Origin of the sequence: Providencia sp. PROV073, from assembly GCF_033688125.1 — a bacterium.
In the GTDB taxonomy this organism is placed as follows: domain Bacteria; phylum Pseudomonadota; class Gammaproteobacteria; order Enterobacterales; family Enterobacteriaceae; genus Providencia; species Providencia hangzhouensis.
This window is the reverse complement of record NZ_CP096353.1, coordinates 1,814,652-1,832,334: the sequence shown is the minus strand read 5'-3', so window position 1 is coordinate 1,832,334 and position 17,683 is coordinate 1,814,652. Positions and strand designations below refer to the sequence as shown.

Genomic DNA, 17,683 nt, shown 5'->3' with positions numbered 1-17,683 from the left:
TAATTTAAATCATCTTAAAATAATGAGAGAAACCAAGCTTTAATCACGTCACCATGGCTATCATGGAGTAATTTAATACTCATCAGTAACGAAATCACCACGATCATCGGCCTGATCAGTTTTTGTCCTTTAGTTAAGACCAAACGCGCACCTAAACGAGCGCCAACCATTTGGCCGATTAGCATAACAAAACCTAAGGCCCAAAGAACATGACCCCCGATAATAAAGAACACTAAAGAGCCAAAATTAGAGGCAAAATTAAGTAACTTCGCATGCGCGGTAGCTTTGGCAAGATTATAACCAAGCAACAAAACATAACCCAATGCCAAAAATGAACCGGTTCCGGGACCAAAGGCACCATCATAAAAACCCAGCGTCATCCCAATTGCCACCCCGAAGAAAGGCATACTGATACGCTGTTGGCGGTCTTGTACACCAATTGATGGCGTCAATAAAAAGTATAAGCCGACACAAATCACCAAGATGGGTAATAGCTGTTTTAAGAACGCGGTATCAATCATTTGAATGACAATCGCACCCAGCATGGCACCAATCATGGTCATAATGAACGGAAACAGTTGTGCTCGTAAATCTATGGCTTTGCGCCTAACAAAATAGAGCGTTGAAGAAAACGAACCGCCAACCGCTTGCAACTTATTGGTTGCTAAAGCTTCAACAGGTGTTATCCCCACAGATAACAGGGCTGGGATCGTTAATAACCCACCACCACCCGCGATGGAGTCAATAAACCCTGCAAACAGCGCAACAAAGAAGAGTAAAGCATAAACTTCAGGTGCAACGGCAGTTAGCCAATCCATTTTACTATCCAAAGAGAAGAAATATCATGATGTTGATGTGAATATATCGCCAGTCAGGTTTGGTGATATCACAACCTAGATGAGGTATTTTTAGGAGGCTTCATCCGAACCTTCATCATCAACAAAGCGACCTTATAGGCCGCTCTGTTGTCACTACATAAAACACAGTAAAACCGATTACTCAAAAGGTTCCATTGCTGGCGTTACATCCGCACACTGGCCACGATGACGTAAATAGTGGTCCATTAGAACAATCGCCATCATTGCTTCCGCAATCGGTACCGCGCGAATGCCTACACAAGGGTCATGACGCCCTTTGGTGATCATTTCCACTTCCTCGCCATCACGGTTTAATGTTTTACCTGAAACGGTAATACTGGATGTCGGCTTTAACGCAATATGTGCAATGATAGGCTGACTGCTGCTAATACCGCCTAAAATACCGCCTGCATGGTTTGATGTGAAACCATTTCGTGTAATTTCATCACGGTTTTCGCTGCCTTTAAGTGCAATAACACCGAAGCCATCACCAATTTCCACCCCTTTCACTGCATTAATACTCATTAATGCATGAGCGAGATCGGCATCTAATCGGTCAAATACGGGCTCACCTAAGCCTGCAGGCACATGCTCTGCAATGACAGTAATTTTAGCGCCAATCGAATCACCCTCTTTCTTTAAACCGCGCAATAATTCGTCAAGAGCCTCTAATTTGCTTGGATCTGGACAGAAAAATGGGTTTTCTTCGACAATTGACCAGTCTTTAATTTCACAAGCGACGGAGCCCATTTGCGTTAAGCAGCCATGGATTTGCACACCGAGCTTTTCTTGTAAATATTTTTTCGCAATCGCGCCTGCCGCAACACGCATTGCCGTTTCACGTGCTGATGAGCGGCCACCACCACGGTAATCACGCTGGCCGTATTTTTGTTCGTAAGTGTAATCCGCATGGCCCGGCCTAAACACGTCTTTGATTGCACCATAATCTTGCGAACGCTGGTCAGTATTTTCAATCAATAAACCGATGCTGGTTCCGGTTGTTACCCCATTAAATACACCCGATAAAATCTTTACTTGGTCAGGTTCACGACGCGCAGTCGTATAACGTGATGTTCCTGGACGGCGACGGTCTAAATCTTTTTGTAAATCTGCTTCTGTTAGTGCTAAGCCTGGGGGAACCCCATCGACGATGCAACCTAATGCAACCCCGTGTGATTCCCCAAATGTGGTCACACGAAACAGCTGCCCAATTGAATTTCCTGCCATCGGAGTTTCCTATTCTAAGCCATTCTTGTTTTACCAAGAATTTTGGTTGTTAGTTATTATATCGTTGTGTCGTTATTATTGATTACATGATCTTGGAACATCACGCAACTGTTGATTCATCGATATAAAGCTCAAAATGTGCGTGGTGCTCAACAAGTTGTTCACGTGTTAACATAAACACACCATCACCGCCGTATTCGAAGTCCAGCCAAATAAATGGAATTTCAGGGTATTGTTCAATTAAATGAACCATACTGTTACCCACTTCGCACACTAACACCCCTTCTTCCGTCAGAAAACGCGGGGCATTCGCTAAAATACGGCGTACCAGTTTCAAACCATCACTTCCAGCAGCCAGTGCTAATTCAGGCTCGACACGAAACTCTTCGGGTAAATCGTCCATATCTTCCGCATCAACATACGGTGGGTTCGTCACGATCAGGTCATATTTAACCTCTGGCATATCACGGAATAAGTCAGAACGAATCGGTATCACACGGTGTTCTAAACCATGATTGGCAATATTTTGTTCAGCCACCGCCAGCACATCACTTGAAATATCAACCGCATCAACTTCTGCATCAGGGAACTCATAAGCACAAGCAATCGCAATACAACCACTTCCGGTACATAAATCAAGAATGGTTTGCGGTTCATCAGCCACTAAGCCAACAAAGTGGTTATTGATTAACTCACCAATTGGCGAGCGAGGGATAAGCACACGTTCATCAACATAAAATTCATGACCACAGAACCATGAACGATTTGTCAGGTATGCAACTGGAATACGCTCATTGATGCGGCGTAAAACACGCTCAATAATACGGTGACGCTCTGTTGGCGTTAAGCGGGATGTTAACAGCTCATCGGGCAGGTCTAGAGGCAAGTAAAGTGTTGGTAACACCAGTTGTAGCGCCTCATCCCATGGGTTATCTGTACCGTGGCCATAGTACACATTAGCCGCATTAAAGCGGCTCATCGTCCAACGCAAAATATCTTGAATGGTATGAAGTTCTGCAACGGCTTCATCAACGAAAATCTTTTCCAAGAAGGGGTTCTCCAGCCTGTATTTTGAAAGGGAATATATGAATAGTTAAAGTTTGCCACGAAGTGAAAGACAAATCAGCAGATTAATATAATAAAATTTGCCCAAAAAGTCTGGTTATCGCGCTTATTAATGAATGCGGTGATGTAAAAACGCCCTTTATTTTAGCTAAAGGGCGTGAGAAAAATAACAAGCTCAGTAAGAAAGTAACAATATTAGCTTTCGTTTTGCAGCACGACTTCCGCCTCTTTCGTAGTTTTTTTCACCCAAAGTGCATAGGCGATAGCCAGTAATACTAACCAAACAATTCCGACATAGAGTGCAATTCGTGTTGATTCAAAATACCCCAGTACACCAAAAACAAATACCATAAATGCGATGGCTAGAATAGGTGCGACAGGCCACATAGGCACAGGGAATTTTAATTGGCTAATTTCTTCTGGTGACATTTTTTTACGCATTGCAAACTGTGACAGCAAAATCATCAACCATACCCAAATGGTGGCAAATGTTGCAATTGACGCAATCACTACAAACACATCATCAGGAATGACATAATTCAATACCACTCCGACTAACAGCACCGCAACCATGACTAATACCGTCATCCAAGGCACACCATTTTTTGTCAGCTTGGTAAAGGCTTTTGGCGCTTGTCCTTCATGTGCCATGCCATACATCATACGCCCAGCACTAAATATATCACTGTTAATCGCCGAAATTGCCGCCGTGATCACCACAATATTTAAGATATTCGTTGCAGATTGAATACCTAAGCTATCGAAAATTTGCACAAATGGGCTACCTTGCTGCCCAATTTGGTTCCACGGGTAAATGCACATTAAGACAAATAAGGTCAGGACATAAAACAGTAAGATGCGAATTGGCACGGCATTAATCGCTCTTGGGATAGTGGTTTCCGGGTTTTTCGCTTCACTCGCGGTAATACCAATAACTTCAATTCCCCCAAACGCAAACATCACCACTGCAAAGGAAGCAATCACCCCACCAATACCATTTGGCATAAACCCATCGTGAATAAATAAGTTTGATACCCCAACCGCATGGTCTGCCGCTTGGCCAAAGCCAAACATCATAATGGCTGCACCACCAACAATCATTGCAATAATCGCAATAACTTTAATGATTGAAAGCCAAAACTCCATTTCGCCGAAAGTTTTCACGTGGCATAGGTTTATTGCACCAATAAAGAAAATAATGCTCAACACCCAGATCCACTGCGCAACCTCCGGAAACCACAGTTTCATATAAACACCAAATGCTGTCACGTCCGCCAAGCAAACAATAAGCATTTCAAAAACATAGGTCCAACCCGCAAAAAAACCGGCTCTCGGCCCTAAATAATGACTAGCATACTGTGAGAACGACCCAGCAAGTGGCCGATGGACCGCCATTTCACCCAACGCTCTCATAACCATAAACACTGCGGCACCGCCGATAATATAGGCGAGTAATACCGCGGGACCAGCGGTTTCTATTGCTTTCGCTGAACCATAAAACAAACCTGTACCAATCGCAGAACCTAAAGCCATAAATCGAATGTGGCGCGCAGAAAGCCCTCGCGCAAGTTGTGATGTGCTTTGCATGATTTATCCTTCGTATTATTTTATTGTCGTGCAGATAAATACTTCAGGCGGCCAGTACATTGCCGGCCACCTTTTATTTGCTTGATAGACTAGTTAGGGAAAACAGTGCCGTCCTTAAAAAGCGCGGACAGTTTATATTGGTTAATTAAATTAATTGCCGCTTCAATATCAGGGGCAAAATAACGGTCTTTATCATAGTAAGCCACTTGGTCACGTAATGTTTTACGTGCTTTCTCCAAGGTTTCACTCGATTTCAAACCTTCGCGGAAATCCATTCCCTGACACGCTGAAAGCCATTCAATGGCTAAAATACCCGTGACATTCTTTGCCATTTCCCATAAACGACGACCCGCGGCAGGCGCCATCGAGACATGGTCTTCTTGGTTGGCTGATGTCGGCAGGCTATCAACACTCGAAGGATGGGCTAATGCTTTGTTTTCACTGGCTAATGCAGCCGCGGTGACTTGAGCTATCATAAAACCTGAGTTAACCCCCCCATTATTCACTAAGAAAGGAGGCAACTGTGACATGTGGGTATCCATCAATAATGCAATACGGCGTTCAGATAACGCACCGATTTCCGCTAACGCAAGCGCAATATTATCGGCTGCCATAGCAACAGGCTCTGCATGGAAGTTACCACCTGAAATAATATCGCCATTATCGGTAAAGACTAGCGGGTTATCCGACACGGCATTTGATTCAATTAAAATCACTTCAGCGGCTTGGCGAATTTGGGTTAAACAAGCCCCCATCACTTGTGGCTGACAACGTAGTGAATAAGGGTCTTGCACTTTCACGCAGTTCTCATGGGACTTCGCCAACTCACTGGTCGGTGATAAAACATCACGGAACATCGCCGCAACATCAATTTGCCCTTTTTGCCCTCGAACCTCTTGCACGCGTGCATCGAACGGTTTACGAGAGCCCAGTGTGGCTTCAACACTAAGCGCACCACAAACAATACCAGATAACAGCAATTTTTCTGCTTCAAATAACCCTTTCAACGCGAAAGCCGTGGAGGTTTGCGTACCGTTTAATAGGGCTAAGCCTTCTTTAGCTTCCAATTTTAGCGGGGTCAACCCTGCTTTTTCTAACGCTTTTTTCGCTGAAATCCATTTGCCTTCATAGCGGGCTTTCCCTTCTCCTAACAGAATTAGGCTCATATGTGCTAATGGCGCTAAGTCGCCAGAAGCTCCCACAGAACCCTTCGCAGGAATAAATGGATAAACTTGCGCATTCACTAATGCAATCAAGGCATTAATGACTTCAAGACGAATACCCGAGAAACCACGAGCTAAACTATTAATTTTGAGCACCATGATTAAACGCACGAGGTCGTCATCTAACGGCTCGCCAACACCCGCAGCATGAGACATCACAATAGAGCGTTGTAATGATTGCAAATCTTTAGTTGCAATGCGGGTATTGGCAAGCAAACCAAAACCTGTATTGATACCGTAAGCGGTTCTATCTTCTTCAATAATTTTATTGACCGTTGCAACGCTTTTTTCAATAGCCGCGTGAGCGCGTTTATCCAGTACCACTGTTACTGCCTGTTGGAAAACAATGCGGAGGTCTTCGAGTGTCATTTTTCCTGGGTGAATGGTTAACTTAGTCATCATGGCACTCCTTAACGTGTTTTAATCATTGGTAAATTAAGATTTTTTTCCTGCGCACATGCGATAGCGATGTCATAGCCCGCATCGGCATGGCGCATGACACCGGTTGCCGGGTCATTGTGCAACACTCGGGCAATACGCTCTGCTGCTTCATCCGTTCCATCACACACAATCACTACCCCAGAGTGCTGAGAGAAGCCCATACCTACGCCACCACCGTGATGTAAAGATACCCACGTCGCACCACTGGCTGTATTTAATAACGCATTGAGTAACGGCCAGTCTGAAACGGCATCAGAGCCATCTTTCATGGATTCTGTTTCACGGTTTGGGCTGGCCACTGAACCTGAATCCAGATGGTCACGACCAATAACAATCGGGGCCGAAACCTCACCGCTTCTTACCATCTCATTGAATGCTAAACCTAATTTAGCGCGGTCCCCAAGCCCTACCCAACAAATACGTGCTGGCAAGCCTTGGAAGCTAATACGTTCACGAGCCATATCCAACCAGCGATGTAAATGCTTATCATCCGGTAGCAGCTCTTTCACTTTCGCATCGGTTTTATAGATATCTTCAGGATCCCCTGATAACGCGACCCAGCGGAATGGGCCAACACCGCGGCAAAATAGTGGGCGAATATAAGCAGGCACAAAACCAGGGAAATCAAACGCATTCTCTACGCCCATTTCCAACGCCATTTGGCGAATATTGTTCCCATAATCAAACGTAGGAATGCCTTGTTGTTTGAACGCTAACATGGCTTTAACATGTTCAGCCATGGATTTTTTCGCTGCCAACGCGGTGGCTTGGGGCTCTTGGACACTGCGCTCACGGTACTCTTCCCAGCTCATCCCAATTGGCAAATAACCATTTAGCGGGTCATGAGCACTTGTCTGATCGGTCACCATATCCGGTTTTACACCACGTTTGACAAGCTCAGGCAGAATTTCAGCGGCATTGGCACACAGTGCAATAGAAATGGCTTTTCCTTCCGATGTATATTTTTTAAGACGCGCTAATGCATCATCAAGGTCGGCCGCTTGTTCATCCACATAGTGAGTTCTTAAACGGAAATCAATACGGCTTTGCTGGCACTCAATATTCAATGAGCATGCACCAGCCAATGTTGCAGCAAGAGGTTGCGCTCCCCCCATTCCACCCAAACCTGCAGTCAATACCCAACGCCCGGTTAAATCACCATTAAAGTGCTGACGAGCGGCTTCCACAAAGGTTTCATACGTTCCTTGAACAATGCCTTGGCTACCGATATAAATCCAGCTACCTGCCGTCATTTGCCCGTACATGGCGAGGCCTTTCGCATCCAACTCATTGAAATGCTCCCAGTTTGCCCAATGTGGCACTATATTTGAGTTAGCAATTAAAACACGTGGAGCATTTGCATGGGTTTTGAAAACACCGACGGGCTTACCTGACTGAACCAGCAGTGTTTCATCACTCTCGAGTTGTTTTAAGGACTCAACAATTTGGTCATAGCATTGCCAATTACGTGCTGCACGCCCGATACCGCCATAGACCACTAATTCATGAGGATTTTCTGCAACATCAGGATCAAGGTTATTCATTAACATGCGTAATGGGGCTTCTGTCAGCCAACTTTTGGCATTTAATGTGTTTCCCCGCGGCGCCCTAATTTCGATATTTCGATATTTATTATTCAGTGCTGTCACTTATATACCCTCTTTTATCTGTCCATTAGCTACCTTTTATTGTTCTTATAGATATAGTTGTATATACATGTACGATCAATCAATCTTTTAACATAAAGATTAAAAAAATATGATATAAAAATATTTTTATTCAAATAAAACAATTGGATATAAAATGAACCTGATATTTTTGTGTGTGTTTTTTATTCTAAATATGCTTGTTGGATCACATTTAATTCACAATAAATTCACACGAAATGGGTATGAAAGGAAATCACTCGATACGATAAGCGGAAAATATGTTGTATATCATTCCGCCCATACTTTTACGTGGAGAAATAACTTATGACGTGAAACTACCTTTAAGCTTATAGCGGTGACCAGGAAACAATAGTTTGGTACTTGTCACCGTGAAAGACTGGGACCAAGTACGCCTTGTAATTAACAAACAAGATGCACCTATGGTAATTTGCAATAACCTCGCTGAGCGCTCATCTGCCTCTACGGCCTCAACAATATGCTCCCCTTGTGTTAAAGGAGCGACTTGAGACAAATAATCATGCGGTGTAATCGATGAAAAATTTTGCTTTAAATAGTCAGGTGCTGCTAAGGCATTGACATATCTGTCTTCAATTTGTACAGGGACATCATTTTCTAAATGTACAATAATAGAATGAAACACGGCGCTATCTGGGCTGATATTTAATTCATTTGCGAGCGCTGGAGACGCTTGTATTTCTTCGAGTTTAATGATCCTGCAACTGTATTTATGGTTTCTTGCCAGTATTTCGGCTTCAATACTGTGTATTTCAAATAGTGCGGATTGCCCCTTTGGCTCAGCCACAAACGTTCCCACACCTTGCAAGCGAACCAATAACCCTTCAGCCGTTAATTCACGTAGTGCTCGGTTAGCGGTCATCCGGCTACATTGAAACTGTGTCACGAGCTCAGACTCAGATGGAATACGGTCATTTGCCTTCCACTCTGCCGTATGGATCTTTTCAATTATCGATTGTTTTACTTGCAAATAGAGTGGGAGCGGTGCCCCCTGTTTATCCTTTTTATCGGCTGTCACAGTCATTTCCAATTTAATGATTAAAATCTTAAGTATTAATATGCTATTCATTGGATAGCATACAACACGACCTTAGTGCTATCGGACATTTTTTATCCTGACAGTCGCGAATAAAAACATCATGCTTAATTATTAAGCATTCACATAATTAAACGATGTAATTTTAATAAAAACAAACAAAAAACAGAAAATATTTAGGGTAAATTGCGGCAAACAACATCATTTACCACTATTAATTATTGTTATTTTCGTAGCTAGAACTGCGGGTCACATATATCACCCGTTTCGATGGGTAATTTTGCCTTCATGCACTCTAATGAACAATGGATTACTCCCTTGTTCATAAATCATTTCGACAGGCTCTTGCGCATTCCACACAACAAAATCAGCAACAAAGCCCGTTTTCAATTGCCCATGGCTATTTTCACGGCCTAACGCCTTTGCAGCGTTACGTGTCACGCCTGCCCATATCTCCTCCGGTGTCAGCTTAAATAGGACGGCCGCCATATTCATAATAATACGTAATGAGGCAAAAGGACTGGTGCCCGGGTTAAAATCCGTTGAAACTGCCATAGGAACATTGTGTTCCCGCAACAGCTCAATTGGCGGTAACTTGGTTTCCCGTAAAAAATAAAATGCTCCCGGTAATAAAACTGCAACCGTTCCACTCGCTTTAAGTGCTTTAATCCCTTCTAGGTCTAGATATTCAATATGGTCAACTGACAAACCTTTGTAACGAGCAACCAACTCGCTCCCACCTAAGTTTGATAACTGCTCCACATGCCCTTTCACTGGGATCCCTAATTTCTGAGCCGCTGAAAATAATTTTTCACTTTGAGAAAGGGAAAACCCTACACTTTCACAGAAAACATCTACCGCCTCAAACAGGCCTTTTTCCCATAATTCAGGCATGATTTTTTGGCAAATCAAATCAATGTATTCATCAGGTCTATCTTTATATTCAACGGGGACAGTGTGAGCGGAAAGCAGGGTTGAACTGACTGAAATAGGATATTGTGCAGATAACTGTTTCGCGACTTGTAATTGTTTTTCTTCATTTTCATAGTCAAGCCCATAACCTGATTTCATTTCAATACTTGTCACGCCTTCTCGAATTAATGCTTCGAGCCTTGGTTTAGCTCGTTCAAACAATTCGTTCTCGCTCATCTTGCGAGTTTCACGCACAGTAGAATTAATTCCACCACCTTGAGAACTAATGGTTTCATAAGAAACCCCATTCATTCTCTGTTCCCATTCAGAAGCACGGTCACCGCCAAAAACTAAATGTGTATGGCAATCAATTAATCCGGGCGTTATTAATTTACCTTTGACATCAATAACCTGGCAGTCATTTAATTCAACTTCCCGAGAAGGAACAATTGCAACTATTTTATTATCACGGACAACTAAATCATGGTGTTCAACAAGTCCATAAGGGACCGATAGTTCTGGGTCCATAGTGGCAATACGGCCATTACGCCAAACGATATCTTGTGAGTGTGTTTTGAATACCATCGTTTTTCCTATTGTTATTGAATTCAGTTTTAATCATTGTATTAATAAATAGTATAGATATGTATATACAATTAGACTAGCAAGTCCCCTTTTGTCAATGCTTACCTGTAAAAAGGTTATAAAAATGTTACTTCACGCGAACAATCTACGATTATCACCATTCATTAAAAATGAGTTACACTAGCAACCAGAAAAATTAATCACAAAAATACATTACTAAAATTATGAAAAAAAAATTTGGTCTAGAAGATGAAGATATTCGTCTTTTCAAAGAAGCCATTAATGGAGCAAAAAAAATCCGTCAGGACCAAGTCCTGCACGCACCTGTACGTGCCAAAGTGACACAAGCATCAAATAAAAAAGTCATGCAAGAACAGGTTGACGCCTCTTTTTATTTTTCAGATGAATTCCAGCCTCAACTTGAAAATGAAGGGCCTACACGTTATTTAAGGCCAGAAGCCAACCCTTATGAATTAAAGAAACTTCGTCGGGGTGACTACGTTCCCGAGCTATTTTTAGATTTACATGGCTTAACACAAATGGAAGCAAAACAAGAAATTGGCGCGCTTATTGCGGCCTGTAAGCGTGAAAATGTCTATTGTGCCTGCATTATGCACGGCCATGGCAAGCATGTTTTAAAGCAGCAAACACCACTATGGCTTGCCCAACATCCTGATATTATTGCTTTTCACCAAGCACCTAAAGAATGGGGTGGTAATGCTGCCTTATTACTACTTATTGAAACTGCAGAGAGCGCTCGCCGTTAAGCGCTCATACTGTTCTGTATTATTTAGCAAACAGCAATTGTGATGGGCTCAACATCCATTCGAAATGACTTTTCTGATGAGCCACATCAATATCTACGCATGCAACTGTTGATGTGGTGAACATAGGTGGTTCTTTATGTGGGCACAGCTCCGATACTAAATAACCAACCAGCGGTAAATGAGATACAACTAATATCGCATTTGCACCTAGCACAGCAAGGTCTCGAATATGATCAGCCACAAATTCAGCATTCCCTCCAGGTGTTAATTGCCCTAAAATTTCCGACTTTGCTGGCAAATCAAGGTATTGACTCACAACCTGCCTAGTTTGTTCGGCTCTTAAATAAGGGCTTACTAACACCGAATCAATCTTAATACCTTGGTTCTGTAACCATTGAGCCATTAATACTGAGTCGTCTTTTCCCTTTTGAGTCAATGGGCGCTCAGCATCGCTAGGCGCTTGTATCGCTGCATCACCGTGACGCATAATGTAAACTTGCATAATCCACCATCTGAGTAACCTACCTTATTAAGGTGGTTATTCTTTTGTTGTTAAGATAATTGTTGTAAAAGTAACCATCAGTTGGGGTGAAATGTGATTCTGCATGAAATGACCAACAAAGAAAATGATTTGGGTAGATTTTTATGTATGTTTCTTTAGCTGGCTATGTTGTGGGCTAAAGTTTGCTATTTATTATCAATCAGTTAAAGATAATATAATTATTTATTCTAATCATGCGAACTTTACTTAAAAAAGCCTGATAACCAAGAATATATTTGGCATCAGGCCTTGACTAGTTTTATTGAATCAAACAACCATCGGCTAATAGTCTACCCTGCTATGCCATTATTGTTCGTTACTTAGTTTTGTTGCGTTAACCTCATCTTCTGCATTTGCAGAAAAAAAGGTTTGATTATTTTCTGCCATGTTACATAGCAATTCACAAGGCTCGAATTTATCACCATATTTCACAGCGAGGTTATTCAGGGTTTCCACGGTTTTTGCAATCCCCAAGCTATCCATATACCTGAATGGGCCACCAAAGAAAGGCGGGAAACCGATACCAAATACCGCCCCCACATCCCCATCACGCGCACTTTTAATGATATTTTCATCAAGACAACGGGCAGCTTCGTTAAGCATCATCATAACGCACCGCTGCGCAATATCCGCTTTAGTCAGTGTATTGTTGGGAACTACGCCAATCAGTGAATAAATGGTTTTATCAACTTGACGTTTATTGGCTTTTTTCCAAAACCACAACTTATTTGTGTGATGACCATATTCATAAAAACCTTTGCCGTTTTTCTTCCCTTTTCTGTCATCTTTAACGACTTTATCGAGTAAATCAGGGGCTTTAAAACGCTCACCAAAACGCTCAACTAAAATCGGTAAAATTTTAGTCCCTACATCAATACCGACTTCGTCTAATAGATTAAAAGGCCCGACAGGGAAGCCAAATTCAACTAAAGCACGGTCAATATGCTCTATTGATTCACCTTCAACAAGGCATCGGGCGGCTTCACATAAGAATGGCGCTAAAATACGATTTACATAGAAACCTGCATCATCCCCTACAACAATCGCTGTTTTGCCTTGGCGTTTTGCCAAAGCAACAACAGTTGCAATCGTTGTTTCATCGGTGTGTTGATGAGGGATGACTTCAACCAGCGGCATTTTATCCACTGGACTAAAATAGTGTAAGCCAATAACTTTTTCAGGATGGGTCGCATTCTGTGCAATTTGGTGAATAGGTAAAGATGATGTATTAGAAGCAAAAATGGCTTGTTGTTTCGACATCTTTTCAACTTCAGCAACCATTTTTTGTTTTAGTGCTAAATCTTCAAATACCGCCTCAATAATAACATTAGCGTTTTCAAGACCTTGATAACTTAATGTGCCTGATACTCTAGCCATAACGGCTGCACGCTCTTGAGCTAATAACCGCCGCTTGATAACTCGCTGAGTCAGCAGATCCCAGCTATAGCGCAAGGCTTGGGTAACACCTTTGTCTGAAATATCTTTAATACGAACGGGTAATTTACCTTGAAAAGCCGTGACATAAGCAATTCCGCCCCCCATCAACCCGCCACCAAGCACACCAACTTGATTAATCTTCAAGGGTGTTGCTTGTGCACCCGTTTCATTTTTTAACGCAGTAACCGCAAAAAATAAATTACGTAATGCAGCAGACTCTGGTGTCATCACAAGCTCACCAAAGGCTTTCGCTTCTTCTGCATAACCGGCTTGCAACCCTTTATTCATTCCTGTTTTCACAACATGAATAATTTTTTCAGGGGCGGGGTAATGGCCTTTGGTTTTGCTGAGTGCTTTTTGTTTGGCACTATCGAACACTTTATTGCGAAGTAATTTGCTACTTAATAGGCGCTGTTGCCAATGAATAGCAGGACGCTGAACGCCCCCTTTTTTCACCATTTTAACTGCAACGTCGAGTAAAATAGACTCAGGAACCACATCATCAACCAACCCTAATTTCAGCGCCTGTTTGGCTTTTAACTGACGACCTGTCAGCATTAAATCCAATGCATGTGGAATGCCAATCAACCTAGGTAAACGCTGCGTTCCTCCGGAACCGGGTAACAACCCCAATTGTACTTCGGGTAAGCCTAATTTCGTTTTATTATCATTTGAACAAACTCGTGCATGACATGCTAAAGCAAGCTCTAGCCCACCCCCTAAACACGCACCATGTATCGCAGCAATAATAGGCAAGGGGTAATTATCGATTTTATCAAATAATACATGGCCTGCTTTTGACAACTCACTGGCTTGGGCTTTATTTTCACAGCCAGCGATCATGCTAATGTCCGCACCTGCAATAAAATTATCTTTTTTCCCTGAGGTAATAACTAACCCTTTCAGGCCAGAGGTAGACTGCGCTTGCTGTAAAATCGCAAGGAATTGCTCCGCAAACTCAGCTTTTAATGTATTGACTTTTTCATTGGGAACATCAATGAAAATCACCCCCACGTTTTCGCCATAAATTTCTAAGCTAAAAGCCTGTTGTGTTGTTTCTCTTGCAACTTCTGTAGCAGAATTTTGAGCCATTATTCCACCTCTAAGATCATAGCTGCACCTAAACCACCCGCAGCACAAGCTGTTGTTAAACCAAAACCACCACCCCGTCTGCGCAATTCATTTAGGGTTTGAGTCACCATTCGTGCGCCTGTAGCCGCAAATGGGTGCCCATAAGCGATAGAACCGCCTAAGACGTTAAATTTAGCCATATCCACTTCGCCAATTGCGTTATCCATTCCCAGTTTCTCCTGAGCGAATTTACGGCTACCAAACATGTGTAAATTAGCGAGCGTTTGCGCAGCAAAGGCCTCATGCATATCAATCAGGGATAAGTCTTGCAACGATAGCCCTGCACGTTTTAATGCGAGTGGTGTGGCATAAGAAGGCCCTAATAGCATATCTTCCCATACGTCTATCGCTGAAAACGCATAGCTTCGAATGTAGCCTAACGGTGTATAACCCAACGATTTCGCACGAGATTCTGTCATCATCAACACTGCTGCGGCGCCATCGGTCAGCGGAGTACTGTTTGCGGCGGTAACACTACCGTGTTTACGGTCAAAGGCAGGTTTTAATTTCGCATAAGATGATAATACTGAGTTTGTTCGTACATTGTTATCTTGGGAAAATGCTTGCTTAAAGGGAGGCATATACGCAGTCATAACTTCATTATTTAAAGCACCATTTTCCCACGCTTTTGTCGCTAATATATGCGAACGATGGGCGAGTTCATCTTGCTGGGCTCGGCTAATTTGATAACTTTTCGCCATTTGCTCTGCGGTATCGCCCATACGCAGCCCTGTAGAATATTCCGCAACGCCTGGTGCGACTGGCGCTAAATCCTTCAGGCGTAATTTCGTTAACAGGGATAATTTTTGCCCAACAGACTTCGCTTTACTTAATGCTAATAATGTCTCGGCCAATTTTTTTGATACGCCAATAGGAAGCACAGAAGATGAATCGGCCCCGCCAGCAATACCGATAGAAATATCACCTACCATCATACTTTGAGCAACGTTAACAATTGCTTGAAAACTTGTCGCACAGGCTCTTGATACACTATAGGCATCTGTTGAGACACTCATACCTGTTCCAAGAACAATTTCCCGCGCAATATTCGGCGCTTCAGGCATTTGTACTACTTGCCCAAATACCAGTTGCTCAATAAGGTTTTTGTCTAAATCACTGCGGGCTAATAATTCAGCAACGACTGCTTTACCTAAATCGACGGCTGGAATTCCTGCATATGCCGTAGATTGCTTTGCAAAAGGCAAGCGTAGACCACTGACAATGGCGATCCTTTCTTTTGTTTTATCTGTATTTTCACCATGGTGGAGATATTGATTCATGGTCGCTCCTGCTAAAAGCAAAAATGAAAATTATAGTTAACTAACTCACTAAGCGGACAAAGAGGTCTGACCTGTAATGATTGTTAACATAAAATTCACAATTATCAATGGGTATTAATAAAAAATGCGAGCAGGTACGCAACTTAGAGTAAAAACACAGCGATTTGCAATAGAAGAAAGTGAAAAGATAAAGGAAGCCTTTTACCACTGAACGTTAATCACACCATCGTTTTAGTGATAAAAGGCAAATCAGAGTAAATTCAATCGTTTGATTAACGAAGGCCTAATTGAAAAATCAGGCTTTCAGCTTCACAGCTAAAACTAAACTCAGCCGTCAGCTCAACTCCACCCTCTACAGACTTGATAGAATGGGTTATTACACAAGGGTCTGACTCAACAGATTTTGCTTTCTCTGTGAGTGTTTTCAACATGGTTTCTGCTTCACCTTGTGTAGCAAAAACATGCTGATACGAAGCAGTACAGTCTTTATTATCCAATACTGTTCCCACATCTACACAGCAGCAGGCTGCGGTTTCATCCGCGCTACAACGGTTAATCGCATCAGTCATCTTACTCTCCAAATAAACAAACTGTTAAGCTGCTATCATAACGCTGAAAAAGTGCTAAAAACTAGTGTGTATCAAAATATATCGCTAATAATTAAACATAAGTTTGATCTTACCCCGTATTCGTATACTTATTGCTCCCAATTCGTCAGTTTATGTTGCCATTTTGTTAAATGTGTCGCATTTTTGAAAACAAAGTCACAATAACTGCAAAACAAGCTTGCAACATATCAGGTGGTCAGACCTATACTCTAGTAACTGGTCTGATTTGTCATAGCGGCAAGGGACCCTACAATTCTGCGCTTCTTGCGATAGAAGTCGCTTTATTCAAAATAAAACATAAGAGGGTTTTGGTCATGAACCAGAAAAACCTGTTCTCTAGATCAGCTTTAGCAATAGCAGTGGCAATTGTATCATCCAACGCAGGCGCGGCTGGTTTTTTGCTTAATGAATATTCTACATCCGCACTGGGACGCGCGTTTTCGGGGGCTGGTGCGATGGGCGACAACGCAAGTGAGGGAAGCCGAAACCCTGCTGCCATGATGTTGTTTGATCGCCCTTCTCTTTCTATTGGTGCTGTTTATATTGATCCAAGTGTTGATATTAAAGGGCGTGATAACGATATATTTACTTCGAACAATATCGCACCAAATGCTCTTGTTCCTAACGCTCACTTTATCTTTCCTGTCAATGATAAATGGGCGGTTGGTACATCAATGACTACCAACTTTGGTTTAGCCACCGATTTCCCTAAAAATTATGCTGGTGGGCCTGTTGGCGGAAAAACAGATTTAAAAACGGTTAACTTAAATCTAAGCGGCGCCTATCGGTTAAATGATAATTTTAGTTTCGGCTTAGGCGTTAATGCAGTCTATGCTGATGCCGAGATCACTCGCCACTTAGGAGTAAGTGCAAAACAATTGGCGCCTTTCGGTGTGACATCAAGCACAACAGCAGCTAAATTAGAAGGTGATGATTGGGGCTATGGCTGGAATGCGGGTCTTTTATATGAAATCAACCAAGACAACCGCTTAAGCTTCACATACCGTTCAAAAGTTAAAGTTAAATTTGAAAATGGCAAATATACTAATGACATTCCAAAACATCCTCTGCTGAAACCTCTTAATCCAATGGGCGGAGAAACCGTTAAAGGCACGTTGGACCTTAATTTGCCGGATATCTGGGAATTCTCTGGATATCATAAAGTTGCGCCTAAGTGGGCTCTACATTACAGCGTTGCCTATACTGGCTGGAGTGAATTTAAAGAGCTAACCGCTTATCAAAAAAGTGATGGCAAAGAGCTATTCCATAAACCTGAGCATTTCAAAGATGCTTGGCGCTGA

At 42.5% G+C, this 17,683-nt stretch carries 13 protein-coding genes and 1 pseudogene; 2 read left to right on the top strand and 12 right to left on the bottom strand.

Annotation, left to right across the window (positions count from 1 at the left end):
- Nucleotides 1–14: 14 nt before the first annotated feature.
- The 8 genes from M1F17_RS08135 to hutI form a co-directional block, all read right to left on the bottom strand.
- Complete coding sequence (locus tag M1F17_RS08135) at nucleotides 15–818, bottom strand: TSUP family transporter (RefSeq protein WP_004257209.1); 804 nt, start codon at nucleotides 816–818, stop codon at nucleotides 15–17.
- 177 nt (nucleotides 819–995) lie between these two features.
- Nucleotides 996–2,084, bottom strand: a complete 1,089-nt coding sequence (gene aroC, locus M1F17_RS08130) for a chorismate synthase (protein WP_004257206.1) — start codon at nucleotides 2,082–2,084, stop codon at nucleotides 996–998.
- A 100-nt stretch (nucleotides 2,085–2,184) separates the two neighbouring features.
- A complete protein-coding gene (gene prmB, locus M1F17_RS08125) occupies nucleotides 2,185–3,132 on the bottom strand; it encodes a 50S ribosomal protein L3 N(5)-glutamine methyltransferase (RefSeq protein ID WP_206277500.1) in 948 nt (315 codons plus the stop codon).
- A gap of 212 nt (nucleotides 3,133–3,344) precedes the next feature.
- Nucleotides 3,345–4,736: an amino acid permease gene (locus M1F17_RS08120; RefSeq protein WP_318837353.1), complete on the bottom strand. Its 1,392-nt coding sequence runs from the start codon at nucleotides 4,734–4,736 to the stop codon at nucleotides 3,345–3,347.
- An 89-nt stretch (nucleotides 4,737–4,825) separates the two neighbouring features.
- Entirely contained in the window at nucleotides 4,826–6,358 is a 1,533-nt protein-coding gene (gene hutH / locus M1F17_RS08115) for a histidine ammonia-lyase (RefSeq protein WP_164561095.1), read from the bottom strand.
- Nucleotides 6,359–6,369: 11 nt separating this feature from the next.
- A complete protein-coding gene (gene hutU, locus M1F17_RS08110) occupies nucleotides 6,370–8,049 on the bottom strand; it encodes a urocanate hydratase (protein WP_094962702.1) in 1,680 nt (559 codons plus the stop codon).
- A 322-nt stretch (nucleotides 8,050–8,371) separates the two neighbouring features.
- Nucleotides 8,372–9,109 (bottom strand): histidine utilization repressor, encoded by a 738-nt coding sequence (gene hutC, locus M1F17_RS08105; protein ID WP_196724298.1) that lies wholly within the window; start codon nucleotides 9,107–9,109, stop codon nucleotides 8,372–8,374.
- A 270-nt stretch (nucleotides 9,110–9,379) separates the two neighbouring features.
- On the bottom strand, nucleotides 9,380–10,618 hold the full coding sequence (gene hutI / locus M1F17_RS08100; protein WP_112307554.1) for an imidazolonepropionase: 1,239 nt from the start codon (nucleotides 10,616–10,618) through the stop codon (nucleotides 9,380–9,382).
- 224 nt (nucleotides 10,619–10,842) lie between these two features.
- Between hutI and smrB the strand changes: the two genes are divergently transcribed.
- Nucleotides 10,843–11,385 (top strand): endonuclease SmrB, encoded by a 543-nt coding sequence (smrB, locus tag M1F17_RS08095; protein ID WP_004257192.1) that lies wholly within the window; start codon nucleotides 10,843–10,845, stop codon nucleotides 11,383–11,385.
- 19 nt (nucleotides 11,386–11,404) lie between these two features.
- Here the strand turns inward: smrB and sixA are convergent, their stop codons facing one another.
- The 4 genes from sixA to M1F17_RS08075 form a co-directional block, all read right to left on the bottom strand.
- Nucleotides 11,405–11,887 carry a phosphohistidine phosphatase SixA gene (gene sixA / locus M1F17_RS08090; protein WP_004257190.1) on the bottom strand — a complete coding sequence of 161 codons (483 nt, stop codon included), beginning with the start codon at nucleotides 11,885–11,887 and terminating at the stop codon, nucleotides 11,405–11,407.
- Nucleotides 11,888–12,232: 345 nt separating this feature from the next.
- Nucleotides 12,233–14,455, bottom strand: a complete 2,223-nt coding sequence (gene fadJ / locus M1F17_RS08085) for a fatty acid oxidation complex subunit alpha FadJ (protein ID WP_318837352.1) — start codon at nucleotides 14,453–14,455, stop codon at nucleotides 12,233–12,235.
- Nucleotides 14,455–15,774 carry an acetyl-CoA C-acyltransferase FadI gene (fadI, locus tag M1F17_RS08080; RefSeq protein WP_094962705.1) on the bottom strand — a complete coding sequence of 440 codons (1,320 nt, stop codon included), beginning with the start codon at nucleotides 15,772–15,774 and terminating at the stop codon, nucleotides 14,455–14,457. Before fadI ends, fadJ begins: the two co-directional genes overlap by 1 nt.
- Before the next feature lie 272 nt (nucleotides 15,775–16,046).
- Nucleotides 16,047–16,343, bottom strand: coding sequence for a YfcZ/YiiS family protein (locus M1F17_RS08075; RefSeq protein WP_004257173.1), 297 nt, complete (start codon nucleotides 16,341–16,343; stop codon nucleotides 16,047–16,049).
- Nucleotides 16,344–16,696: 353 nt separating this feature from the next.
- Between M1F17_RS08075 and M1F17_RS08070 the strand changes: the two are divergent.
- Nucleotides 16,697–17,680 (top strand): annotated as a pseudogene (locus M1F17_RS08070) (outer membrane protein transport protein); the annotation flags it as partial.
- Nucleotides 17,681–17,683: the final 3 nt, after the last annotated feature.

Excerpts from the sequence above, each read along its gene's own strand:
- hutC (WP_196724298.1), bottom strand. The coding sequence starts at position 9,109 with ATGACTGTGACAGCCGATAAAAAGGATAAACAGGGGGCACCGCTCCCA.
- M1F17_RS08120 (WP_318837353.1), bottom strand. The coding sequence starts at position 4,736 with ATGCAAAGCACATCACAACTTGCGCGAGGGCTTTCTGCGCGCCACATT.
- sixA (WP_004257190.1), bottom strand. The coding sequence starts at position 11,887 with ATGCAAGTTTACATTATGCGTCACGGTGATGCAGCGATACAAGCGCCT.
- hutI (WP_112307554.1), bottom strand. The coding sequence starts at position 10,618 with ATGGTATTCAAAACACACTCACAAGATATCGTTTGGCGTAATGGCCGT.
- fadJ (WP_318837352.1), bottom strand. The coding sequence starts at position 14,455 with ATGGCTCAAAATTCTGCTACAGAAGTTGCAAGAGAAACAACACAACAG.
- aroC (WP_004257206.1), bottom strand. The coding sequence starts at position 2,084 with ATGGCAGGAAATTCAATTGGGCAGCTGTTTCGTGTGACCACATTTGGG.
- fadI (WP_094962705.1), bottom strand. The coding sequence starts at position 15,774 with ATGAATCAATATCTCCACCATGGTGAAAATACAGATAAAACAAAAGAA.
- smrB (WP_004257192.1), top strand. The coding sequence starts at position 10,843 with ATGAAAAAAAAATTTGGTCTAGAAGATGAAGATATTCGTCTTTTCAAA.
- M1F17_RS08135 (WP_004257209.1), bottom strand. The coding sequence starts at position 818 with ATGGATTGGCTAACTGCCGTTGCACCTGAAGTTTATGCTTTACTCTTC.
- hutH (WP_164561095.1), bottom strand. The coding sequence starts at position 6,358 with ATGACTAAGTTAACCATTCACCCAGGAAAAATGACACTCGAAGACCTC.
- M1F17_RS08075 (WP_004257173.1), bottom strand. The coding sequence starts at position 16,343 with ATGACTGATGCGATTAACCGTTGTAGCGCGGATGAAACCGCAGCCTGC.